Here is a 24526-nt window from a genome sequence, read left to right on the forward strand (position 1 = left end):
TGAATATTGGAGGTGGACGGACTCAGCCGTCGATCAGGGCATTCAGGGTAGCGGACGGGCGCATAACGGCGGCGACTTTCGCATCGTCCGTGTTGTAGTAGCCACCCAGATCCACCGCAGCACCGCGACCTGCCATCATCTCGGTCGAGATGGTGTCAGCCTGCCCGCCCAATGCAGTGGCCAACGCGGCGAAGGTTGCCGCCAGCTCTGCATCATCGGTTTGTGCAGCCAGCGCTTCGGCCCAGTAAAGGGCAAAGAAGAAGTGGCTGTCGCGGTTGTCGGGCTGGCCGACCTTCCGGCCCGGCGATTTGCCCTCGCCCAGCAACTTGATAATGGCAGCATCCGCCGCATCGCCCATGATGGTGGCCTTGGTATTGCCATGCGCCTCTCCAAAGAAGCGCAGGCTTTCTGCGATGGCGCAGAATTCGCCAAGCGAGTCCCAGCGAAGGTGGTTTTCTTCCATCAACTGCTGCACGTGCTTGGGCGCAGAGCCACCTGCCCCCGTCTCGAACATGCCGCCGCCGTTCATCAGTTTGACCACTGACAGCATCTTGGCCGAGGTGCCGACCTCAAGGATCGGGAACAGGTCGGTCAGGTAATCGCGCAGCACGTTGCCGGTGATCGCGATGCAGTTGTCGCCTTTGGTGATCACCTCAAGCGCGTGGCGCGTGGCGGCAGCCGGTGCCATGATCTGGAAGGTGTCCGTCTTGCCCTTCTCCGCCAGGATCGGCGTGATCATCTTGATCAGTTCGGCATCGTGGCCGCGCGTTTCGTCCAGCCAGAAGACCGACGCGTAGCCTGTTGTCGCTTCGCGCGAAATCGCCAGATCAACCCAGTTCACAACGGCTTCTTTGCGGGTAGACGCCATGCGCCAGATGTCACCCGTTTCCACGTCGTGGCTGGTCAGCACGTCGCCATTGGCCGCGATCACCTTCACGCTGCCGGCGGCGGGAATTTCAAAGGTCGTCGGGTGCGACCCGTACTCTTCAGCCTTTTTCGCCATCAGGCCGATGTTCTGAACGGTGCCTGCTTTGGTCACGTCCAGCGCGCCATTGGCTTTGAAGAAATCGACCGTTTCGGCATAGACCGGGGCATAGGAGCTGTCGGGGATCACGCAGTTCGTATCGCCTTCGTTGCCGTCCGGCCCCCAACCCTTGCCGCCCGCGCGCAGCACGGCGGGCATTGAGGCGTCGATGATCACGTCCGACGGCACGTGCAGGTTGGTGATGCCCTTGTCGGAATTTACCATATACATCGGCGGACGGTCGGCCATGACCGCGTCGATCTCGGCCTGGATCTCAGCGCCCTTGTCCATGCCTGCGATGACTTCGAGCATGGTGCCAAGACCCGAGTTCGGGTTCACGCCCGCGGCGGTCAGCTCCGCCCCGTACTTGTCGAACACTGGCTTGAGATAGGCGCGCACGGCGTGGCCGAAGATGATCGGGTCCGACACCTTCATCATCGTGGCTTTCATGTGCAGCGAGAACAGCGTGCCGTCAGCCTTGGTCTCGTCAATCGCTTTTGCAAGGAAGTCCATCAGCGCGGCGCGGGACATGAAGGTTGCGTCGACAATCGCGCCCTCGGGCATGTCGATGCCGTCCTTCAGCACGGTGACTGCGCCGTCGGCGGCGGTGTGCTCGATCTTCAACGCGCCGGCTTGGGCGGCAGTCAGCGTTACCGATTTTTCGTTCGACCGGAAATCGTTGGCGCCCATGGTGGACACCTTGGTCTTGCTGTCTGCTGTCCATGCACCCATCGAATGCGGGTTGTCCTTGGCATAGGCTTTGACCGCGGCAGGCGCGCGGCGGTCAGAGTTACCTTCGCGCAGAACCGGGTTCACGGCCGAGCCCTTGATCGCGTCATAGCGGGCGCGGATGTCCTGCTCTTTGTCCGTCGCCGGTGCTTCGGGGTAGTCGGGAATGTCGAACCCCTGCCCCTGCAATTCCTTGATCGCGGCCTGAAGCTGCGGGACCGAAGCCGAGATGTTCGGCAGTTTGATAACGTTCGCCTCTGCCGTTTTCACCAGCTGGCCAAGAGCCGCCAGATCATCGCTTTGTGCCTGTTCGGCCGTCAGCCGTTCGGGGAACGTTGCAAGAATGCGCCCGGCCACCGAGATATCGCGCGTCGACACGTCGATGCCCGCAGCGGAGACGAACTTGCGCACGATGGGCAAGAGCGAGGCCGCGGCGAGTTGCGGTGCTTCGTCAGTGACGGTGTAGATGATATCGGGTGCGGCGTCTTGGGACATGGGGCGATCTTTCGCTTGTTTCGGGTTCTTGGCGCTTGGCGTGTCGCTCTGCACACCATTGTATACCGTGCACATAACGGCTCGCGTCCAAAGGCTCAATGCCAGTCACGCAGGCGCGACAATTCTATCCGATCTTCCGTACTTGCGCGCGCAAATTGTGTTCAAGCCAACTGCCCGAGCGCAAAGCATCCACTGTGCCAGCTTGAGGTTCTAAAATCCTCGGAATGGTTGAAACTACTCAAAGTTTTCACGTTGCACAGTTGACGGACATGCTTCCTGGCGCAATGCTCAAGAAATGAGCGGAATGAAAACGATAATCGCCGCCGGAGCAGTCGTAGTGGGCATGGCAAGCGCCGCCGTGTCACATGATGCACTCGCCTACACATTTGCCGAGTGCACCGGACGCTTCTCTGCGGAAATGGAACATGCATGGCTGATGAACGACCCTGGCGCGTCGGATCACGAAACCGACCGGGCGTCCTTTGCCTTACTCACATCTGCGACGATGGCGCCCGGCGAGGGGCGCAGCATTCTCAACCACCGGATCGAGGTGAAGCTGGCGCATGCAGCGCTCTTGCAGCAGGCATCGTTTGGGACCACACCGAAACGAGCCCACTCTGCGCAACAGGTTGCTCAGCGACATATAGCGGCCTGCCGCACTCTGCTTCTGGGCAGCTAGGCCGCTACGGCGCACGCCAGTTGCCGACCCAATTGTCGTGGCGCGCATATTCGGCACGGCGGTGCCGGTCTCCCAGATGCACGAGGTCGATATGATCGATCATGCAGCGCAGAACGGCGAAGCGATCTCGCTCCGGCGGTTTGTCGTAGGCGTGGACATGTTCGATTGGCGTGCCGGGATCAGGCACAGTTCCATACGACACGCGCGAGGACGGCGGCACCTTGGCCCAGGCATCTTCAACGCCCTCTCCGCTCAGGATTTCAACCCTGGTTGTGAGCCGGATCTGCAGGTTCGATTTCGGGATCCAGATGTGGAGCGCTGCGATGGGCGAAGCGCGCAAGGCTGTCACCTTGGGCGTGACGATGTCCGTATGAGCCTCAACCACTGCCTCTTCCTGCGACGCGCGCCTTAACGCAACCGTCCGCGCCTCGGGCACACCCGCAGGAGATACAGTGGCAAAGGTCGGGTAGCGTGCCGGCGACCTGCTGTCGGCCACACCCCTGCGCAAGAGCTGCCACGCATCATTCAGAAAGGCTGCAAGATCGTTGGGATCACTCATAGCCTGTCATCTCCAAGTATCCTACTCCGCTGTGGCTGCCGGAAATCGAAACGGGTCCTTCCCAATATGGAATTGTCAACGGCATCCAAGCCGCGCCGTTCAGTGCGGCGACATGTGCATCCACCCCGCGATCCGGCAGACGCACGCGCCATCTGGTGGGCACGTCCCGTCCGGCCACGGACGTCACACCGAGCGGTTCAGCAGTGAACGCACCGTCGGGATAGGCGGTGGTCGTCCCATCGGCAGCAATCCAGGTGGAAGCCGTGAATTGGCTGCCATCTCGCTGACGCAATTGAAACCCCATCATCTTTTCCCCATTGTCGAAGGACAGCGAAAACCAGTCCCACCCGGTCTGCGTCTCGGACAGGGGTTGGGACGACCACTCCCGGTCCAACCAAGCGTGCCCCGTGACCTCGACCGGCCCGGTTGGAAGCTGCAATGTGCCTGTGATCTGGTAAAAGGGCTGTGAATAGTAGTAGCTGGATTGCCCCTCCGCCGACTTGACCGAATACCCGCCCTGCCCCTGAAAGACCAAGGGACCCTGCGCATCCAGCACCATGTCATAGGCAAAATCCGGTCCCTGCGCGCGCAGTGCAAGCTTGTCGATGCTGGGCCCTTCCATGGCCCATTCGTCGATCCACGCCCGAAACGGCTCTGCCACAACTCCGGCCACGCCCGTTCCACCGCGCGCAAACCGTTCGGTCGCAAAATGCGCGTTGGGCGTGGTGACTGCGGCGTGGGCAAACCAGACCTGAGGCGATTGCCACCCCTCATCCTCGCCGGGTGCAAGCGCGGACCGGAACAGTGTCCATTGCAGCCCGTAGGATGTGCCATTGGCGTCGGTCAGGTTCGCCGTCAGATACCACCACTCGATCCTATAGTCAGGATGTGGCCCGTGATCGGCCGGGAAATCGAATTCCGGGTCAGGCTGCGGAATGGCGAAGCCCTCGGCGTCACTCCCGAGACCCGCAAATCCTTGGGCGAAAGACGCGAAGGGCCACAACAAAAGGAGCAGGGCGATCCTAACGTTCATGGGCAAACACCTTGAGCAAAGCGTTGGGCGGGGTGCGCATCAAACGCCACGCCGGCCAGGCCGCTGCTGCGCTGGCAGCAAGAAGGGCGTAGATCCCGAGCCGTCCATAGTCGACCGGAAACAGGAACATGGGCAGACGCCACCCAAATGCCTCGACATTGATGATCGCCAGCAGAACCCAGGCCAGGCCCAAGCCCACCGGTATCGCGAACACAAACACGACCGCAGCAAAAACCACGGTTCGCAAAAGCTCCAGCCGCCCGATACTGCGGCGTGTCAAGCCAAGCGCCCAGACAGGCGCGAGTTGCGGTATGCGCAGATCGGCGAGGGTCAAAAGGCTCATGAGCATGGCGAAGCCTGCAACGCCGAGGGTCAGGACATTCAAGGCGGCCGTGACGGTAAAGGTGCGTTCGAACACTTGAAGCGAAAACGCCTTTAGCGCGGCCTGGTTGGTGATGGCACTTTCAGGCAGGTTCAATTGGTCCGTCAGAATTTCGCGCACCCCTGCCGCATCGTCGGTACGAATACCGAACTGACGTGGTTGCACGTCGGGATAGAGCATGCCGAACAGGCTTTCGCCCACGATCACCTGGCCCTTGGGGTTGCCGTAATCCGCGACAATCGCCGCGATGGGCAGGGAGCGGCCGGGCGTGATTTCGACCTGATCATCCAACCATAGTCCGGATCGGCGTGCCAACTGCTCGTTCACAACCACCGCAGTCCCGGCCGCAACAGCATCCCAGGCCTCTGCCCGTTCATCCAGAAAGATCCAATTGTTGCGATAAGTTGGCCCAACGCGCACCCCGAACAAGCGGGCTGGTTGGTTGGCGACTTGCATGTCAACCACCAGCAACGGCAACACATCCGCCCCAGCAGAGGTCAGTCGCGCTTCGATCTCTTGAGCGGCTGCAGCACCGTCCGTTTGCACATAGAGCTCTGGCGCAAGGCGCTGGTCGAGAAAGGATACGAATGTCAGGCGGAAACTCGACACCATCGTCGCCACGCCGATATTGGCCGAGATAGCCAACAACAACGCCATGAGCGCAAGGCTGAGCCCCGGCAATTGCTGCCGGGTGTCAGCCCAGAACCAACGTGCCACGGGCGACCGTGCGCCATTCTGCGCAAGCCGCAACAGGGGCGAAATCACAACGGGAAGGATCAGTGCCGCACCGATCAGGAAACATCCCAGCAAAGCGAAACCAGCCAGCAGCCCCTGCCCGAACCCTGCCAGAAAGCCGGCCGCAGCAAAGAGCACCAGTGCGCAGCTCCCCTGTACCAAATGACCGCCGCGCGATGTCATCGCCCATGCCCGAGGGCGTGCGCTGGCCAGCAACGGCATACGGGCAATCCGCCACAGGCGTGCGGCAGCGGCGGCGAGCGCACCCAGCACAGCGATCGCGAGCCCGGATCCCCACCAAGAGAGCCGGAATTGCAAACTGCCCGACACCTCCGCTCCGTAAAGTCCACGCAACGTGATCGCGACATCCGGCAGCAACGCAGCAGCGACAACGTAGCCCAAAATGATACCCAACCCGGCACCGATCAGGGCAAGAAGCAGAATTTCGATCACCATGAGCACGATCAACTGTGGCAACGGTACTCCGAGCGCACGCAGCGTCCGCACCACCCCCCTGCGTTGTTCAAAGGCGAGGCCGATGGTGCTGTACACGATGAACAGCCCTACCGCGAAGCTGAGCAAGCCAAAGGCCGTCAGGTTCAGATGAAAGCTGTCAGTCAACTCGCCCACATCAGCAGTCTGGCTGGCGGGTTGCAACCTCAGATGCGGTGTCACGTCTGCCAGATCTGGCCGCACAAGCGGTTGAGCAGGCAGCACGAGCAATCGGTTCAGGTCGTCCCGGCCAAGCAACCGCTGCGCAACTCCGATATCCGTCACAGCCAGGTTCGGTGCAATGCCCGTATCGATATTCACAGATATGTCGGGCGGTAGGTTTGCAGCCGTTTCTTCGCTCGCAATCACCTGCACATCGCCGAGAAGAAGGGTCGGATCCCCGCCTTGTCCCGTTCCGAAACCAGCCGGCGAGGACAGCGGATCGAACCCCAGTATGCGCACGCCATCAAGCCGTCCCTCGATGACCGGAGCCACCAACCAACCCGCACGTCGCAGCGTAACAAAATCCGCCTGCGCGATACGGTCACCGCTTACAGGCACAATCTGATCATACTGCCCTTCACCCAGTGTAGCGGCCGCTGCATCATAGCTGGCTCGGGCCTCGGCATTTATGGCCTGCACGCCCGACCAGAGTGCCGTCGCAAGAGCCAGTCCAGCCAGAAAAGCAAAGAGCTGGAGCGGGTTGCGCCGCCAATGCGACATCAATGCCGCAAGACAGGCACGCGTCACGCCAGTTGCCCCCGGCTGAGATGCAGGCGACGATCCATGCGGGCGGCGATGCCCGGCGAATGGGTCACCAGCAAAAGGCCCGCCCCCGTGTCCGCAACAAGAGCCAGCAACTGTTCCAGCACCTCATCGGCCGTGCCTTCATCCAAATTACCGGTTGGTTCATCTGCCAACAAAACGCGGGGACGCACGGCCAGTGCACGTGCGATGGCAACACGCTGTTGCTGACCACCCGACAATGCCTCAGGGTATTTTTTCAACTGCTCGGACAGGCCCAGCTTTTCCGTCAAATCGTCAATGAACGGTGCATCCACTCGCCCTGCAAGCCGCGCTTGAAAGGCGATGTTGTCGGCCACGTTCAGCGACGGGATGAGGTTGAATTGCTGAAAGACCACGGCCAGCTCCTTGCATCGGACCGCGGCGCGCTCAGTGTCGGACATGGGCACAAGATCCTTCCCCGCAACCAGAACCTCACCTTCGTCCGCCGTCTCCAGACCGCCGGCGATGTGGAGAAGCGTGCTTTTCCCACTGCCGGACTCGCCTGTCAGGGCAAGGGTCTCTCCGGCCGAGAGGTTCAGTTCAATGCCCCGAAGAACCGGCACCGGACCATCCACACCGGGAAACGACTTTGCTACCCCTGCCAACTGCAGGATGGGCCTTGTATTCGTCATGCACGCCCCGCATGTGGGGCGATCAAATCGGCGACCGGTACACGCGCGTTCAGACGACGCGCCAAAAGGAACATGCCTGCAACCTTGCGCTGGACATACAGCAGATCCATCGGCACCGGCGGGGGCACAAACCCGTCCCGTGCCAAGGCTTCGCCCATCTGTTGGAGCCGAGACGACAGGTCGGATACGCCGAGATCCAGCAGCGGATACCGGCGCAATTCCTCGAAGACGAGCATGATCATGTCGAGAATACGTGTGCGAAATGGAGCGGCCACACTGCGGGGCACAAGGCCCATTTCCGCGACAATCTCCGACACATCGTCACGCGCGTCGTCAAATCCCGCCCTGATCAGATCGCGCATGTGCACGGCAAGCTCCGAAGGCACGGCGCGGGTCGCACCGAAATCAAGCAGAACGATACGACCCGTCTCTGGGTCAAAGCGATAGTTGGCAAAGTTCGGGTCCGTTTGCATCACGCCGAAGTCGAACAGCTCACGCAGAACGAGACTGCAGAGGTCGCGCATCACCCGATCCCGAACCTCCTGTGAATCCTCCACCACACTTTCGATCGCTTCTGACCGTATATACGTCATCGCCAGCACGCGCTTGGTGCTGAGCGGCGCATGAACCCTTGGCAGCACAAAGCAATCATCGGTGCCCAAGAGATCTGAAAAATGCTCAAGATGCGCGGCTTCTGCTTGGTAGTCTGCCTCTTCTCGCAATTGCGCGCGGGCTTCATCCAGGTACGGATCAAGGTCGAATCCGTCTGGCAGCAGACCAGAAAGGCGGATCAGACGGGCGATGTTGGCCACATCACTGTCAATGCTCCGGGAAATCCCGGGATACTGCACCTTGATGGCCAATTCGGTTCCGTCCGGAAGCCGCGCCCTATGCACCTGCCCGATGGATGCTGCCGCAATGGGACGCACGTCGAACTCGGCAAAACGCGCGCGCCAACCAGATCCCCATTCGGCATCAAGCACATCGCGCAATTGCTTGGGGGGCATGAAATCCGCATCCGCCCGCAGCCGCGCCATAATGTCAGCGAGCTCAGGAGGCAGCACATCGCCTGTGTCCATGGATACAAGTTGCCCGACCTTCATTGCTGCACCACGCATCCGCGCCAATTCGTCCGCGATGCGGTGCATGTTGGCCGGGGTCAGAAGCAGATCACGAGCGTTGGGACGTGTTCCCTGTCCCAAATGTCTCGCTCCGTCCAATGCCATGCGCCCGGCTACACCTGCCGCCATCGCCCCCATACGACCGAAGCGCGACAACCGGCCTGCTGGCACCGCCAGCGGGCGGGAAAGGTTGGAATGATCTGCCATCTGTCTCTTTTGTCCTTGCCTTGCCCGAAAGCTAAGCGGCGCAGGGCGGAAATCAAACACAGACATGCAAGATGTATGGGTGCCTATGTGACGCGCATTACCATCGGGTTGAGCTGAGGAATGGTGGCGGACAGGAAGGGATTCGAACCCTCGAGACGGTTTCCCGCCTACGCACTTTCCAGGCGCGCGCCTTCGACCACTCGGCCACCTGTCCACCGCCGTCTCTATCGAATGAAGGCACTGGGATGCAAGCAGGTTCGTGGCGAAAATTCTCAGCTGTCGAGATGCAGATAGACCCGGCGGTTCATCCGGCCCTTCTTTTCGATCTTGCCGATCCGCAGCGCACCAATCTCGCCCGTCCTGGCCACATGGGTGCCGCCGCAGGGCTGCAGATCGATAGTGTCTTCCGTCTCACCGATGCGGATCAACCGGATCTTGCCGGCGCCCCGGGGCGGTTTGACCGACAACGTCTTGACCATGTCGGGATTGGCATCAAGCTCGGCTTCGGTGATCCATTCGGAACTGACCCGCGCATCCGCAGAAACATGTTCGTTCAAGTAGGCCGCAATCGCCTCCTTGTCGTCCGGTGCGTCCGCCATATCGAAGTCAAGTCGCCCGCGCCCCGCCGAAATCGATCCACCGGTAACGCCGAAGGGCAAGGCAACAGACAACAGATGCAGTGCGGTGTGCACGCGCATATGCGCAAAGCGCCGTTCCCAATCCAGCGATTGCACCACATGGGTCCCGACAGGCGGCAGGGCGCGAGGCTCCGCCGGAACCAGAATGATGTCGTCACCCTCCCCCTTCACGGTGGTCGCGATGGTCAATTCGGCAGTGTCCCAAGCGATCGATCCGCTGTCCCCAGGTTGTCCGCCACCGGTCGGATAGAACACGGTCTGGTCCAGCACGATGCCACCCTCTTGGGTATGGCCCGTGACCACGCCCTGCGCGTCCCGCGCATATGCGTCATCCCGAAACAAGGGCTTGGTCATCTGGCATCTCCATCGCTGTCTTCTGCCGGTGGGTCCGGTTCCAGGTCTTCTTCCTGCATGTGTTCCGTCGAAGGCGCCTCGACCGATGCAGGTTCATTTGCGGGTTTGGATTGCAAGACCTCGGGGTTCCGCAACCACACATCCCGTTGGGCAAAGGGTATCTCGATCCCCTCCTGCTGAAAGCGCTCGTTGATCTGATGGTTGATCTCGTTCTTGACGGACAGCATCCAGTTCACGTCGCGCAGAATGATCCTGATCTCGAAATCAAGGCTGTCGGCCCCGAAGCCCATGAACAGGACGGCCGGCGGAGGGTTCGCCAGTGCCATGGGATGGGCCTCGGCAATCTCTTTCAGGATCCGTTCCACGCGCCGTGTATCTGTTCCGTAGGCCACACCGACAGGAACAATGGCCCGCCCGACAGTATTGCCGCGCGTGTAGTTGGTTACGGTGCCCGAAATCAGGTCTGCATTGGGAACGATCACATCCGTCCGGTCAAAGGTCTCGATCCGTGTGGAACGCACGGAGATCGAACGGACGTAGCCCATCTGCCCGCCAACCTCGATCCAGTCGCCCTCTGAAATGGGGCGCTCGATCAACAGGATGATGCCCGACACAAAGTTCGACACGATAGTCTGCAAACCAAAGCCGATGCCGACCGAAAGTGCACCCGCCACGATGGCCAGGCTCGACAGGTCGATGCCGGCAGAGGTGATGGCGATCAGCGCGGCAAGAAAAATCCCGACATAGCCCAAACCGGACACAATCGCGACCTGCCCGCCCGGATCGAGCTTCGTCTTTGGCAAAACGGATGTCTTCAGCGCGTTCTGCACCGCGCGGGTCAGCACGTACCCGATGCTGAAAACGATGATGAGGGTAAAGAAACTGCCGGGCGAAATCGTCACGTCACCGATCGTCAGACCAGAGCGCAAGGCGGCCCAAACCTCGGTCAAGTCGGTGACGCGAGCCCCCCAGATCAGTGACAAGGGGATGATGGCGATCAGGACCAGCAGGAAGCTGATCAGGGTCGGCACCAGACTTTCCCGCGCACCTTCACCGGGGCGCAACGCGGCGTAGACATCGCGGACAAAGCCCTGAAGCAGAACGACAGTCCCGATCAAAGCAAGCGTCAGGATCGTCGGATAGATCAGGAACTTGGATGCCGCACCAAAGCCGAACGCGGCGAGGAACGGGGCCAGCAGCCCAACGGCAACTACGCCTCGGCCGATCGTGCCTGCGATACGGTCACCATATGCAACGGTTTGCTCCGGGTCCTTGCTGCGTTCGCGCACCTGACGGCGCAACAACCATCCCAGCCGCACTAGGATAAGACTCGCAACAATGACCAGCGGGAAGTGCAGAACTGCGTCTGATCCTGCATCGTAGCGATCAAAGTCGGACACGCCGGTCAGCAGGACGGCCAGACCAAAGACGCAGGCCAGGATAACGGCGTAGACGCGCCCTTCGCCACGGCGGTTGTCCGGGATGGCGACGGGCAGGCGCAGCGCATCATCCTGCGGGAACAAACGGCTCGCCAGCCAGCGCGAGAAGAACAGGACAAGGCCAAATATCTCCAGGCCATCCAGCAGCAGATCGCCTCTTGGTCCAAACAGTTCTGTCGCGCGGACCGCGCGGATAAAGGCAAACAGGCCCAGCATGGGCAGAATGATCTGTCCCAGCGATACCACGAAACTTGCGACCCCGGCGCTTGATCCCGTACCACCACGTTGGATGCGCATTGCCAGCAATTCTGTCCAATGGCGCGACCGTACCAGCAGCACACCGCCAACAATCAACAAGAACAGGACAAGCGGAAGGTTGTCGCTTGCGTTGGATCTGCGCGACGGGTTTTGCCAGGCTTGGCGCGTGCCCGAGACAAGCGCCGTCAGGGATTCATGGGCATGTCGCAAGGCGGCGGGCCAATTGTTCGGGTTGACCGGCCACGGGCCCATGTTCAGCAGCTCTTCGGTCTGCCTGTCCCGCAGGATACCGTCGATTTCGGCAATGATCCCGTTGGCCCGGCTAAATGCCTCTTCCGCTGTGCGCCTCGGCGTGCTCAACCGTTCGCGCTGTTCGGTCAGTTCCGCACGACGGTTGGCAATCTCAGGCGGCTCCTCCTGCCCCTCTTCCGGCGCAGGTCCCAACGCAGCGATCTGGTCGCGCAAAGTCTGCAGTCGGCTTGCATTGGCGTTGAGTTGGTTCTCAAATCGAATACGCCAGTCAGCCACCTCGGCGCGCAAGGTTTCGAACGCCTGGTTCGAGGCCTCGGCAACTTCCACCGCCCGTTCAGCCCGCGTCGCTGTGTTTTCCCACGCCTCGTAGTCCGGCCCGTTGTTCTGGGCGGCAGCAAGACCGGCAAACAGAACGACGAAGGCCGTCAGAAGCGCCGTGCGCAACCACGCCAAACGCATCAGACGTCCTCGAACACACCGGGAATGCTGGACGGTCCCTGTTCCAGCCACTCCGGCACCGGCAGATCCTTGCTGCGCAGGAAGTCCGGGTTAAACAGCTTCGACTGATAGCGCGTGCCGAAGTCGCACAGTATCGTCACGATGGTATGACCCGGCCCCAGATCCTTGGCGAGCCGGATGGCACCCGCCACGTTCACGCCGGATGACGCGCCAAGGCACAAGCCCTCGTGCTCAAGAAGATCAAAGACAATCGGCAACGCCTCGGCGTCCGAGACATTGTAGCTGTAGTCAGGTGTGAAACCTTCGAGGTTCTTGGTGATGCGCACCTGTCCGATGCCCTCGGCGATAGAGCCACCCGCCATCGCGATCTCACCCGTGGTGTAATAACTGAAAAGCCCAGCCCCATCCGGGTCTGCCAAGCCGATCTTGACCCCTTTGGGCTGCAACACCTCGGCCACGCCGGCCAGTGTGCCACCAGAGCCGACAGCGCAGATGAACCCATCCACCTTGCCATCCGTCTGTTCCCAGATCTCCGGCCCGGTCGTTTCCACATGCGCCTTGCGGTTCGCGACGTTGTCGAACTGGTTGGCCCAGATCGCACCATTCGGCTCCGTCTTGGCAAGTTCTTCGGCCAAACGCCCGGAATAGCGCACAAAATTGTTCGGGTTCCGATAGGGCGCCGCTGGCACCTGCACCAGTTCGGCCCCGGCAAGGCGCAACATGTCCTTCTTTTCCTGGCTTTGCGTCTCGGGGATCACGATGACCGTCTTGAACCCCATCGACGCACCCACAAGCGCCAAACCAATACCGGTGTTGCCAGCCGTGCCCTCGACAATCGTACCGCCGGGGCGCAATGCACCGCTCGCAACAGCATCCTGAATAATGGACAGCGCCGCGCGGTCCTTGACGGACTGGCCCGGGTTCATGAACTCGGCCTTGCCCAGAATGGTACAGCCCGTCTCCTCGCTCGCCCGCCGCAGCTTGATCAGGGGCGTATTTCCAATGGCCGCGGCCAGATCAGATGCGTAGCGCATGAGGCGTTCCTTCCGTCGTTCGTTCAAAGGTGTAGCGATGCAATGAAGCGACCTCAAGCCGCGTCCGGTTACGATCCGCTGCGCAACCGATCACGATGTCGGTGCAGCCAGTAGGTCAGCATGCCCAACGGCGCATTGGCAATGTAGCGGTCGTCGGCCATGGCAAGCAGAGCCTCAAATTCCATGACTTGACTGCGGATATTTTCGCCCTCAGACACTTCACCGCCGATGCCCGCAACGCCGTCGGGCAGATCACACAAACCCACAAACATGTGAAAGAAATCCGTGGTCGCACCGGGCGAGGCATAGCATTCGCCGACGGGTTCCAGCACAGCAAAGTGCAAGTTTGCCTCCTCCAGCCCCTCACGCCGAGCCGCGTCTGCGGGAGTTTCGCCCGGGTCAACCAGCCCGGCCACCGGCTCCAACTGCCAACGCACAGGATCATCACGGCCCACAGGCCCCATGCGTATCTGCTCGACCAGCAGCACCCGGTCCCGCACAGGATCGTAAGGCAGGACGAGGGCCGCATCCGAGGACACGAACACGCCGCGATCCACCGGTTCCGACATACCGCCGTCAAATGTCTCGTGCCGCAGCACGACATCTTCCATGGCAAAGAAATTTACATAGCCCTGCTGCCGCGACACGATCTCGACCCGACCATCCAGGACATCGCGACCATGACGACCCGATTGCGCCAGAACCTTGCTCCAGGCCCGCGCGCGGATGCGGGGAAAGCGTGCCGCAATCTCGTCCGGGCTCAGGTGACCATAACCCGCCATGACCTCGCGCGCCGCCCACACTGTCATATCGGCCCACTTCGCCCGCCAGACATCAAAATCCCAGAGCGTTTCTGCGGCCGATACACCCTGCCCCGGCACATAAACACGTGCCTCGTCCCCCGAAGAAAGGCGGACAGATTTCAGATCGTAGTCGAAGCCACCCTCGTAGTAATTCAGGCGCGCAAGCTCATCGTCCGTGATGCCGCGCACGACGACGCCCTCGGTCACAGCATCAGCCGCCTCGATCAAAACGGGGTACAGACCATCCAACGACGCACGCGCAGCGTATCCCGGCAGTTCTGCCGCCTCAAAATCACCTACGCTTTCACCGCGTCCGAGCACGCAATCCAACAGAGGCACGTGTCGCAACGTGCCGTAAAAGAACAATGACTTCATCGCTTTACCGCCAGGTGCGCCAAGCGTACTCGGTCAGAACACCGGTAATGACCCCACCCGCCAACAACGTCGCCCAGATCGGGATCGTCGCCATCAACAGCGCCCATTCCGCGCCAATCTGAAAGATCGCGACGATCGCTTCAAAGGCACCATCGTAACGGTTCTTCATCGCAATACGCACCATCTCGTTGCAGGATTGGATAAACAGCGCCCAGAACACCATCACCACCGGCCCGGTCAGTCCAACGTTCACCGCAGATGTCATACCACGGCCTGCGCGCCCGCCGATCACCATCCAGCCAGATATGAAGCCGACAGCCACATTTACATATGTGAACCAGCCGAAATTGGTGTCTTCCTCGAAGAGTGGCATGATCATGCCAGATACGATGAACGCAAGGATCGCCAAGCCCAAGCCACCGACAAGTTTGGCTGCGTCAGGCATCGGTCAGGTCTTCCATATCTATCCGGGTCGTTTGATCGTGATCTGCGTTACGTCGCAGTTGGCACTTTCAAAGGTCGCCGCGCAAGAGGTCAGGTAAAAATTCCACATCCGCCGGAAACGGTCATCAAAGCCCATCTCGGCAATCTCGTCCCACTTCTGGTTGAACGTCTCGTGCCACCGGCGCAGCGAGATGTTGTAGCTCTGGCCGAACTCGATGGACCGCTCAATGCCCAGACCCGCCCTTGTGATCTGTTGGCGCAGCACCGTGGGGCTGGGCAGCATCCCGCCCGGAAAGATGTACTTCTGAATGAAGTCCACACCGCGCTTGTAGACCTTCCAGCGTCGGTCTTGCACGGTAATGATCTGAAGCGTGGCGTTCTTGCCAGGCTTCAGCCGCGCCTTCACCGTCTCGAAATAGACGGGCCAGTATTTCTCGCCCACAGCTTCGAACATTTCGATCGACGCGATGCCGTCATAGGTGCCACGCTCATCGCGGTAGTCCTGCAACTTGAAATCCACCAAGTCGGAAAGTCCCGCTTTCTCAATGCGTTCCCTGGCATACTTGAACTGCTCTTCGCTGATGGTCAGCCCCGTAACCCTCAGACCGCGCTCTTTCGCGGCATATTCGGCAAAGCCACCCCACCCACATCCGATCTCGAGGATATGATCGCCGGGTTGCGCCCCCATCTGGTCCACCATGCTGGCGTATTTGGCGCGTTGCGCCGCCTCGTGGCTTTCCTGTCCCGTTTCGAACAGGGCCGAGGAATAGGTCATCGTGTCATCCAGCCACAAGCCGTAGAAGTCGTTGCCCAGATCGTAATGGTAGCTGATGTTCTTGCGCGCTTGCTCGCGGTGGTTGCGCTGCAGCCAGAACCGGAACTTCTCGAAGCGGCGGACAAGCCCCATTCCCGGAAAGCCGTCATAGATGTCTTCATTGTCGGCGTGGACCCAATCCATGAAAGCCTGCAGGTCCGGCGTGCTCCACCATTCGTCCAAATAAGCGTCGCAAAACCCCAGATCACCTTCGCGGATCAGGCGTGCAAACAGGTCATCGTTGTGGATGTGCACCTCGGCCACCGGGCCGGGGTTCGGACCCTCCGCGCGGAAATGGCGGCCATCGGGCAACACGAAGTCGACCCGTCCATTGTTCATCCCCTGCGCCATGTCAAAGACACGGGCGAAATAGCGCGGCAAGTTTGACTGGCCGTCAGTTGTTGTCAGGATCATACACGCTCCCCGTTCGCGTTTTTGTCAAGTTAGCTAGACACTTCGCACCGCGCAACCATGCGCACGCGGTTGTCATCAGAAATCACGGTTTTCATAAGCACTTAGCGCCCGTTTGCGCCCTTCATCGGCAGGAACGATCGGGTCGGGGTAGTCGTCATCGGGCGCCATGTTCCACGACCGCGGGATCGCGTCGAAATAGGACAGCGCCTCAGCCGCCTTGTTGCTGCGCCCTTCGGCGATCCAGCGGCTGACGTAGTCGCGGTTCTTGTCAAACTTGTCGAGCTGGGTGACCGGGTTGAACACCCGGAAATAGGGTGTCGCATCGGGGCCGGAGCCCGCTGACCACTGCCACCCCATCGCATTGCTGGCCGGATCCCAATCGATCAGGCAGTCCTCGAACCACTTCTGCCCGATCCGCCAGTGACACATCAGATGCTTGCACAGATACGATGCCACGATCATGCGACCCCGATTGTGCATCCGGCCGATCACATACATCTCGCGCATGGCGGCGTCGACGAACTGGATGCCGGTACGGCCCTGTTTCCAGGCTTTGACTTCGGCTTTCCGCTCGTCCTCGTTCCAGGGAAACGAATCCCAATCCTCTTTCCAGTTCTGATCCACGATACGCGGCGTGTGGTGCATCAGGTGATACGCAAATTCGCGCCACACCAGCTCCTTGAGGAAGGTCTCGGCCCCCGCCTTGCCTTCGTCAAGCGCGCGCACGCTCGCGTGCCAGCACTGGTGCGGGCTGATCTCCCCAAGCGCGAGATTTTCCGACAGGTTCGAGGTGCGATCTTCGGCCGGGATGTCGCGCCCGTCATCGTAGCTGGCAACTTTCGAGGCCATGAAAGCGCCCAGCCGGGATTGGGCCGCACTTTCACCCAGCCGCACATATGGGCGGACAATATCCGCACCGCGGTTCATCGCAGCGCCTAAGTTCCACTCATCGAGCGCCTCACTTTCCGGCCAGGCATCCGGCTTGGCAATGCTGCCGGGCGTGGACACGGGCGCATCGACATCGCGATCCTTCACTGACCGCCAGAAGGGCGTGTAAACCTTGTAAAACCCGCCCGTTTTCGTCTCGGCTGTCCAGGGCTCGAACATCAGGTGCCCGCCATAGCTGCGCGCGTCGATGCCTGCATCCTTCAGTGTCTGCTTGATCTTTGTATCACGCTCCACGGCCTGCGGATCGTATAGCCGTGACCAATGGACGGCCCCTGCCCCCGTTTCCTCGATCAGCTTTTGCAACACGTCCAGCGCGTCACCCGAACGGAAAATCAGCTTGCTGCCCTTATCGGCCAGCGATTGTGAAAGGTGCTCGACCCCCAGCCCCCAACGCCATTTCGGGGCGGCGCCCAGATCATCGACGCTATTGTCCCGGATCACCACCGGGATCACCGGTCGGCCACTGTCGCAGGCGGCTTTCAAGGCGGGATGATCGCTGAGCCGCAAATCGCGACGAAACCACATGATGATCGGTGTGCTGCTCAACGCCGCATCCTCTTTTTCTTACCGGGACTTACGTAGCCCGCGTGCAGTTGGATCAAGATGTCGCAGGGTGCCTTTGCGTCAAAGAACGGCGTCGAGGGCTGTCAGCAGTTGGTCGATCTCCGCATCGCTCGTGTAATGCGTGAAACTCAAGCGCAGCACGCCGCGGTCCGGGTCGACACCCATGGCTTGTAAAGCGCGCACCGCGTAGAAGTCACCGCCACCCGCCATGATGCCGTGCTCTGCCAATTCCGCAGCGACAGCCACAGGGTCGCGGCCCAGATCCAGCGCTACTGTCGGAGCGCGCGCAACCGCGTCGGTTGGGCCGATCACGCGCAGGTCGTTTCGGTCTTTCAGGGCGGCCATCACGCGGGCGAGCGCCTCAACTTCGCGGGCGCGCATCAGGTCGTGAACGGTTTGTCCCCGCGGGGACACTTGTGTGCCACCCCCACCTATATGGTGATCGTAGAGGTCATCCACGTAATCTGCCATGCCTGCACAGGCCGCGACCTGTGCGTGGTCAGGGCCTGCCGGGGTGAACCGCTTGTAGAGCGTTCCCGCGTTGAAATAGTGACCTTGGTTCGGCAAGAGCTCTCCCAAGGCGCGGCGGATGACCATCAGGCCCTGGTGGGGGCCGTAGGTCTTGTAGGCCGAAAACAGATAGATGTCGGGACCAAGTGTGCCGACATCGGGGAAGCCGTGGGGCGCGTAGCTGACGCCGTCGACGCAGACGAAGGCCCCGGCGGCGTGGGCCAGTGCGGTGATTTCGGTCACCGGATTGATCTCTCCCACCACGTTCGAGCAGTGGGGAAAGCAGACCAGCCGCACCTTTTCATCCAGCAGGTTTTCCAAAGCGGCAGGGTCCAGATGCCCGGTACCGGGATCGACCTGCCATTCGCGCACCTCGAACCCACGTTCCGCAAGACGGCGCCAGGGGCCGGAGTTCGCCTCGTGATCCTGGTTGGTGACGATGATCGCCTCACCCGGCTGCATCATCCCGGCAAATGCATTTGCCAGCACGTAGGTGTTTTGGGTGGTTGAGGGGCCAAAGCTCAGCTCATCCGTTTCCACACCCAGAATGGCGGCCATACGTGTCCGCGCCTCGTCCATCTCCTCACCGCCCAGTCGCGACGCCTCGTAGTCCGCGTAAGGCTGCACCTTGCGCTGCGTATAGAAGCGAAAGAGCCGGTCGATGACCTGTTTGCAGGTATAGCTGCCGCCTGCATTCTCAAAGAACGCCTGTCCTTGCAGGGAGGGTTCGGAAAACGCCGGGAACTGGGCGCGGACGAAATCTAGATCAAGGGACATGGGCGGGCCTTTCAACGTCACGCCCAGAGTACGAAAAAGGCCCCGGCACGCAAGCGCCGGGGCCCATGATTTACGCGTGTGACTGCGTGCTACTCGGCAGGCGACAGCCCGTTGCCCGTGGCGCCCGGAATTTCCGAGTGCACGGCCGGGACGCCTGCAGCCTCGCGGCGACCGTCATTGTAGATCGCCTTGATCAGGGCCAGACACATCAGCGCCATTACGATCGAGAACGGCAGCGCCCCGATCACCATGGCGGTTTGGATGGCCCCGGTCCCGCCGGAGATCAGCAGACCCGCCACCACAAGACCCAGGGCAGAACCCCAGAACAGGATGTGCGGACGTGCCTTTGGACCTTCGTCACCGGCAGCGTTGATCGTGTTCACGATCAGCACAGCGGAGTCGGCGGACGTCACGAGGAACGTCATCAGCAGGACAACGATCACGACCGCCATAGCCCAAGCCAGGAACTGCGCGATGGGCGCCAGCATGAACTCGGTCATGGCAAAGATCTTGTCGCCATTGGCCGCGTCCAGAATGACACCACCTGCATCGCCGTTCAGCTCGAGGTCGATGGCGGTGCCACCGGCCCAGGAGAACCAGACAAAGCACATCAGAGACGGCACGATCATCGCACCCAGCACGAACTCGCGGATGGTCCGACCGCGCGAGATGCGCGCCAGGAACAGGCCAACGAAGGGTGCGAACGCGATCCACCAGGCCCAGTAGAACACCGGCCACCAGCCCTGCCATTGCGCCAGCAGGAACGCTTCGGAGCCTTCGACACCGTCAGAGGCGTAGACGTTGAAGCTGAGCCACGGCAGCGCGATCAGGTAGTCCCAGATGCCCACAAAGAAGGCCGCAGCACCAAAGAACGTCGCCCCGAACAGGATGAAGAAGCCCAGCAGGAAGATGGACAGCACCATATTGATGTTGGACAGCCATTTGATGCCCTTGCCCACGCCGGACAGCGCCGACAGGGTCGAGGCGCCCATGATGACCAGAAGGGCCACGATGATGCCGAGTGTGGTTGCGGAACCGCTTTCTTCCATCAGGCCACCGATGCCGATCCGGGTCAGGCCAGCCACGAACTGCTCAACGCCGAAGCCGAGCGTTTGCGCCACCCCGAGGATGGTCGCCACAACGGCCACGATGTCGATCAGGTTGCCCAAAAAGCCCGAGAGCTTGGCACCGAAGAGCGGTGTCAGCGACGAGCGGATCGTCAGGGGCAAACCGCGGCGGTAGCTGAAGAACGCCAGCGCCAAACCGGCGATGGCGTAACAGGCCCAAGCGCCAAGACCCCAGTGCAGGAACGACCAGACATAGGCCTCGCGCACGTTGTCCGCACCCAGCGCTGTCGTGGTGCCTTGGATGACGGACGGGTTGTTCTTGAAGTGTGCCACCGGTTCGGCCACGGCCCAGGTCAGCATGCCCACGCCGATCCCGGCGCCGAACATCATGGAAAACCACGAGAAGTTACTGAATTCAGGCTTTTCACCAGGTTGGCCGAGGTTCAGCTTGCCTGCGGTCGGCCAGATGGCAAGGCCAAGGCAAACCAGCACGAAGAATGTCACCACCCAGATGTACCACGCGGCGAAGTTTTCGAGGATGACGCTGTTCCAGTCGCCTAGGATCGTGCCAGCCTCGGTTGGCCAGACGATACACCAGACGACAAGTAAACTGATGATGATCTTACTGATCACCGCAACATTGACGCTGAACCCGCGATAAAAACCGCTGTCGGCGGTCTTGATCGGAAGCTCCGTCAAAGGAGGTTGAATAGACATGGTTACCTTCCTGTTGTCATTTTTATGACAATAGAAAAGCATGGGTCCGCGCATTGGCGAAGGGTTAATTGCTGCATTCGGCGTCGTAATTGGCGCAAGATCGCCGGTTTTGTGTCGTATATGAAATTCGAGTAGGCAATTTCAGTCTTCTTCGCCAAGACACGCTTAAGAATGCGCCTGATCCGGCACTGTCCCCGTTGCGTTTGTCTCATTTTTTCAAGATTCGGACGCAAAATCGGTGTTTGACCGACAAAAAACGTCAAATACCAGCGGGCTGCCGTCGCAGAATCACCAGTTTTCGCAAGCAACCCTGCCACCCTTATGCACGTAGCGCGCGAAGATGCGTTTCAATGTGAGCGACGTGCACATCCACGAGAGTTTCGCCCGCAGATTTGCCGGTCAGACAGACACCGGATCAGACAAAAAAATCACAGGGAGCCAGTTCAATGGCGATACGAGAACCGTTTACGGATCTTGAGATCAACACTCAGGATTCCGGATTTTACAAAGGACATAGCCTGCCCATCGCGCTGATCTCGAAAGTCACGATGGTGGCTTTGGTACTGTGGGCGATCCTTTGGCCTGTTACGGCCACCCAGACGCTGGATGCGTGGAATTGGGCCACGCTGCAGGATTTCAATGCCTTCTACATCATTTCGGTTGGCTTCTTTGCGTTTTTCCTTTTCGTGCTGGCGGCCCTGCCCGTCGGCAAACGCAAGCTGGGCGGCGAGGACACGCAGACGGAATTCACCACCTTTTCATGGTTCGCGATGATGTTCGGCGCGGGTTTGGGCGTAGGCCTGATGGTCTTTGCCACGGCAGAGCCGGTGGGTCTGTGGGGCTCGAACCCTGTGATCCTGGCGCAAGGTGCCGATCCGAACAGTGCCGACGCCGTGCAATCGGCGTTCCGCTATTCGTTGCTGCATTTCGGATTTCATGCCTGGGCTATCTACGTGATCACCGGGCTGAGCCTGGCCTACTATGCCTATACCCGTGACATGCCCCTCACGATCCGGTCGGCGCTGACCCCGCTTCTGGGCCGCTTTGCCAATGGATTTCTGGGCCATGTCGTCGATGTGCTGGGGGTTGTGGCAACGATCCTCGGGGTTGCGGTGACCATCGGTTACGGGGTGAGCCAGTTTGTCGATGGTGTTTACAACGTGACCGGGATGGAGTGGTTGATGGGCGATGCGGCGGAGGGTGCAGCCCCCAAACCCTCAACCGTGGGACTGCTTGCAGCCCTTGGCATCATCATGGGTATGTCGATCCTGTCGGCGGTGTCTGGTGTCGGGCGCGGGATCAAGTATCTGTCGAACCTCAACCTCGTTCTGTCGATGCTGCTGCTCCTGACCTTCGTTGTCTTTGGTTCGTTCCTCTTTGCGCTCACGACCTATGGCACAGCCTTGGCGGACTACCTTTGGAACTTCATCCCGCTCAGCTTCGAAGCCTACAGCCCCCTGTCGCAAGAGGCGTTCACAACCGCCCTGCCCGCCCAGGCCGAGCCGCTTGCCGGCGCACTCTACGCCGGGGCCACGGATGCGTGGGGCAGCTATGATGGCTTTGTCGCCGGGCTCGAGGGCGAGGCAGCATCGCTTGATCCGTCCGCTCAGGCCGCAGCCTATGAGGCGGGTGCCCAAGGGCGCCTGTTTGGTTGGCAGTCGGGGTGGACGACGTTCTACTGGGCGTGGTGGATTGCCTTCTCGCCCTTTGTCGGACTGTTTCTGGCACGCATTTCCAAGGGGCGCACGGTGCGCGAGTTCATCCTGGGCTGTGTCATCGCACCGTCACTGGTGTGCTTTGCATGGCTGACGATCCTTGGTGGGACCGCGGTCAACAACGAGCTGCAGGGCGTGGCCGATGGTGCCATCATTGCCGCCTCAAACACCAACAAGCTGTTTGTGTCGCTGGAGATGATCCTGCCGGACTGGCTGTTGGGTGCTGTGATCCTGATGTGCGTGGTACTGATCATGACCTTCCTCGTGACATCGGCAGACTCGGGCATTCTGGTGATGAACACGATCATGTCCGGCGGTGCGCAGGAAACGGGAATCCGGCACCGCATCGTCTGGGGCCTGATCCTGACCGGTGTGATTGCAAGCCTGCTGATTGCAGGTGCGATTGATCCCAACAATGCCGACGCGCTTGCGCCCCTTCAGGACGCGATGATCGTGGGCGCCCTGCCCTTTACCTTCGTCATGGTGCTGATGGCGGTGGCGTTGGCAAAGGCGTTGATCAACGACAGCCGCCGGGAAAAGGCGGATGACGCGGTGGGCCAACCTGCCGAGTGATGCCGTAGGGTGCGCAGTTAATGCGCACCCTACAGGGCTGCGCTGATCTTTTCGGCGTGGCCCTTGATCACATCCATATCGCCCATCGTGCCAGGTGGGCGCATGGAGACACCTTCGTGCCGCGGGTGAATGTGGAAATGCAGGTGAAAGACCTCTTGCCCGCCTGCCGTTTCGTTGAATTGCTGAAGGGTGATCCCGTCGGCATCAAATGCCGACTTGGCTGCATTCGCCACTTTCTTGACCGTTGACATGACCGCCGCCAATTGCGCGTCGGATGCGTCGAGCACATTGCGGCACGGCGTCTTGGGGATCACAAGGCAATGCCCGTCCGTGCGTGGCATGATGTCCATGAAACACAGGGTGTCATCATCTTCATAGACCTTGAAGCATGGGATCTCCCCCCGCAGGATCTGGGCGAAGATATTGTTGTCGTCATAGGCGGTCATGCGGGTCTCCGAATGGGTGGTCGAAGACCCGTTTAGACCGATCAGGCGTTCACGTCGACCACGACGCGGCCCTTGACCTGACCTTTCAGAATGTCTGCCCCCAGTTGCGGCAGGTCGGACAGGGTTGCGGGCTGCACCATGGCCTCGAGCTTGTCCATGGGCAGGTCCTTGGCGATGCGCTGCCACGCGCGGACGCGGTTGTCATAGGGCTGCATCACGCTGTCAATGCCCAGAAGGTTCACGCCGCGCAGCAGGAAGGGAATGACGGTGGCGGGAAGGCCTGCGCCTCCCGCAAGGCCGACGGCCGCAACGGATGCACCATACTCCATCTGCCCCAGCACGCGCGCTAGCATCGCGCCACCGACGGCATCAACGCAGCCGCCCCACGTTTCGGACTCCAGCGGGCGCTTGGTGGTTTCGTTAATCTCTTCCCGCGCGACGATCTGCGTCGCGCCGAGAGAGGTCAGGTAGTCCGCCGTCTCAGGCCGACCGGTCACGCCAGCGACCTTGTGGCCGAGGTTGGCCAGGATCGCGGTGGCTACAGAACCGACCCCGCCAGCGGCGCCTGTGACCAGCACCGGTCCCGGCTTGATCCCGTGATCTTCCAACGCCATCACGGCGAGCATCGCGGTGAACCCAGCCGTGCCCACGGCCATGGCTTGCCGTGTGTCCAGCCCGTCGGGCAGCGGCACCAGCCAGTCGGCCTTCACCCGCGCCTTCTGCGAGTAGCCGCCCCAATGCGCCTCACCGACGCGCCAGCCTGTCAGCACGACCTTGTCGCCGGGCTTGTAGCGGTCATCGTCCGATGCCTCGACGGTGCCTGCAAAATCGATGCCCGGCACATGCGGATACTTGCGCACCAGACCGCCTCCTGGGCCAATGCACAAACCATCCTTGTAGTTCACGGTCGAGTATTCGACCGCCACGGTCACCTCAGCCTGTGGCAGATCGTCCAGCGACAGTTCGGTCACCGCAGCGGACGTCTTGCCGCTTTCCTCATCCTTGTTGACCACCAGTGCATTGAACATGTCGCTCTCCATGTCGCGAAGGG

The 24526-nt window shown here is 60.8% G+C and carries 19 protein-coding genes and 1 tRNA gene; 2 read left to right on the top strand and 18 right to left on the bottom strand.

The features are described from left to right. Positions 1–22 precede the first annotated feature (22 nt). Positions 23–2248: an NADP-dependent isocitrate dehydrogenase gene (locus KUV51_RS06345; protein WP_222520722.1), complete on the bottom strand. Its 2226-nt coding sequence runs from the start codon at positions 2246–2248 to the stop codon at positions 23–25. Between the two features lie 304 nt (positions 2249–2552). Between KUV51_RS06345 and KUV51_RS06350 the strand changes: the two genes are divergently transcribed. After that, positions 2553–2927 carry a hypothetical protein gene (locus KUV51_RS06350; RefSeq protein WP_222520723.1) on the top strand — a complete coding sequence of 125 codons (375 nt, stop codon included), beginning with the start codon at positions 2553–2555 and terminating at the stop codon, positions 2925–2927. A 4-nt stretch (positions 2928–2931) separates the two neighbouring features. On the opposite strand, the gene KUV51_RS06355 is transcribed toward KUV51_RS06350, so the two are convergent. The 15 genes from KUV51_RS06355 to KUV51_RS06425 all read right to left on the bottom strand — a co-directional run bounded on the left by KUV51_RS06355 (position 2932) and on the right by KUV51_RS06425 (position 20741). After that, entirely contained in the window at positions 2932–3486 is a 555-nt protein-coding gene (locus KUV51_RS06355; RefSeq protein ID WP_222520724.1) for a pyridoxamine 5'-phosphate oxidase family protein, read from the bottom strand. Beyond that, positions 3479–4519: a lipocalin-like domain-containing protein gene (locus tag KUV51_RS06360; RefSeq protein ID WP_222520725.1), complete on the bottom strand. Its 1041-nt coding sequence runs from the start codon at positions 4517–4519 to the stop codon at positions 3479–3481. The genes KUV51_RS06355 and KUV51_RS06360 overlap by 8 nt, the downstream gene beginning before the upstream one ends. Next, the gene (locus KUV51_RS06365; protein ID WP_222520726.1) at positions 4509–6878 is read right to left on the bottom strand and encodes an FtsX-like permease family protein; all 2370 of its coding nucleotides are present in this window, start codon (positions 6876–6878) and stop codon (positions 4509–4511) included. Before KUV51_RS06365 ends, KUV51_RS06360 begins: the two co-directional genes overlap by 11 nt. After that, positions 6875–7546, bottom strand: coding sequence for an ABC transporter ATP-binding protein (locus KUV51_RS06370; protein WP_222520727.1), 672 nt, complete (start codon positions 7544–7546; stop codon positions 6875–6877). The genes KUV51_RS06365 and KUV51_RS06370 overlap by 4 nt, the downstream gene beginning before the upstream one ends. Next, positions 7543–8874: an ABC1 kinase family protein gene (locus KUV51_RS06375; protein ID WP_222520728.1), complete on the bottom strand. Its 1332-nt coding sequence runs from the start codon at positions 8872–8874 to the stop codon at positions 7543–7545. Before KUV51_RS06375 ends, KUV51_RS06370 begins: the two co-directional genes overlap by 4 nt. A 124-nt stretch (positions 8875–8998) precedes the next feature. Next, positions 8999–9088 (bottom strand) — tRNA-Ser (locus KUV51_RS06380). A gap of 58 nt (positions 9089–9146) precedes the next feature. Next, a complete protein-coding gene (locus KUV51_RS06385; RefSeq protein ID WP_222520729.1) occupies positions 9147–9866 on the bottom strand; it encodes an alanyl-tRNA editing protein in 720 nt (239 codons plus the stop codon). Next, complete coding sequence (locus KUV51_RS06390) at positions 9863–12274, bottom strand: DUF3772 domain-containing protein (protein ID WP_222520730.1); 2412 nt, start codon at positions 12272–12274, stop codon at positions 9863–9865. Before KUV51_RS06390 ends, KUV51_RS06385 begins: the two co-directional genes overlap by 4 nt. Beyond that, entirely contained in the window at positions 12274–13308 is a 1035-nt protein-coding gene (locus KUV51_RS06395; RefSeq protein WP_222520731.1) for a cysteine synthase A, read from the bottom strand. The genes KUV51_RS06390 and KUV51_RS06395 overlap by 1 nt, the downstream gene beginning before the upstream one ends. A gap of 68 nt (positions 13309–13376) precedes the next feature. Then, entirely contained in the window at positions 13377–14486 is a 1110-nt protein-coding gene (locus KUV51_RS06400) for an NUDIX domain-containing protein (RefSeq protein WP_222520732.1), read from the bottom strand. A 4-nt stretch (positions 14487–14490) separates the two neighbouring features. Beyond that, entirely contained in the window at positions 14491–14931 is a 441-nt protein-coding gene (locus KUV51_RS06405; protein ID WP_222520733.1) for a TrgA family protein, read from the bottom strand. Positions 14932–14949: 18 nt separating this feature from the next. After that, the gene (locus tag KUV51_RS06410; protein ID WP_222520734.1) at positions 14950–16158 is read right to left on the bottom strand and encodes an SAM-dependent methyltransferase; all 1209 of its coding nucleotides are present in this window, start codon (positions 16156–16158) and stop codon (positions 14950–14952) included. A 75-nt stretch (positions 16159–16233) separates the two neighbouring features. Then, positions 16234–17631: a cryptochrome/photolyase family protein gene (locus tag KUV51_RS06415; RefSeq protein ID WP_222521267.1), complete on the bottom strand. Its 1398-nt coding sequence runs from the start codon at positions 17629–17631 to the stop codon at positions 16234–16236. 99 nt (positions 17632–17730) lie between these two features. After that, positions 17731–18957, bottom strand: coding sequence for an aminotransferase class V-fold PLP-dependent enzyme (locus tag KUV51_RS06420; RefSeq protein ID WP_222520735.1), 1227 nt, complete (start codon positions 18955–18957; stop codon positions 17731–17733). A gap of 89 nt (positions 18958–19046) precedes the next feature. Further along, positions 19047–20741 carry a BCCT family transporter gene (locus KUV51_RS06425; RefSeq protein ID WP_222520736.1) on the bottom strand — a complete coding sequence of 565 codons (1695 nt, stop codon included), beginning with the start codon at positions 20739–20741 and terminating at the stop codon, positions 19047–19049. A 446-nt stretch (positions 20742–21187) separates the two neighbouring features. Here KUV51_RS06425 and KUV51_RS06430 point away from each other — a divergent pair, with 446 nt between their 5' ends. Further along, entirely contained in the window at positions 21188–23029 is a 1842-nt protein-coding gene (locus KUV51_RS06430; RefSeq protein WP_222520737.1) for a BCCT family transporter, read from the top strand. Between the two features lie 29 nt (positions 23030–23058). Here KUV51_RS06430 and KUV51_RS06435 read toward each other — a convergent pair whose 3' ends face one another. Both KUV51_RS06435 and acuI read right to left on the bottom strand, forming a co-directional pair. Further along, positions 23059–23475 (bottom strand): HIT family protein, encoded by a 417-nt coding sequence (locus tag KUV51_RS06435; RefSeq protein ID WP_222520738.1) that lies wholly within the window; start codon positions 23473–23475, stop codon positions 23059–23061. Positions 23476–23516: 41 nt separating this feature from the next. Continuing rightward, a complete protein-coding gene (gene acuI, locus KUV51_RS06440; RefSeq protein WP_222520739.1) occupies positions 23517–24503 on the bottom strand; it encodes an acryloyl-CoA reductase in 987 nt (328 codons plus the stop codon). Positions 24504–24526 lie beyond the last annotated feature (23 nt).

Source organism: Tateyamaria omphalii (assembly GCF_019802125.1).
Classification (GTDB): Bacteria; Pseudomonadota; Alphaproteobacteria; order Rhodobacterales; family Rhodobacteraceae; genus Tateyamaria; species Tateyamaria omphalii_B.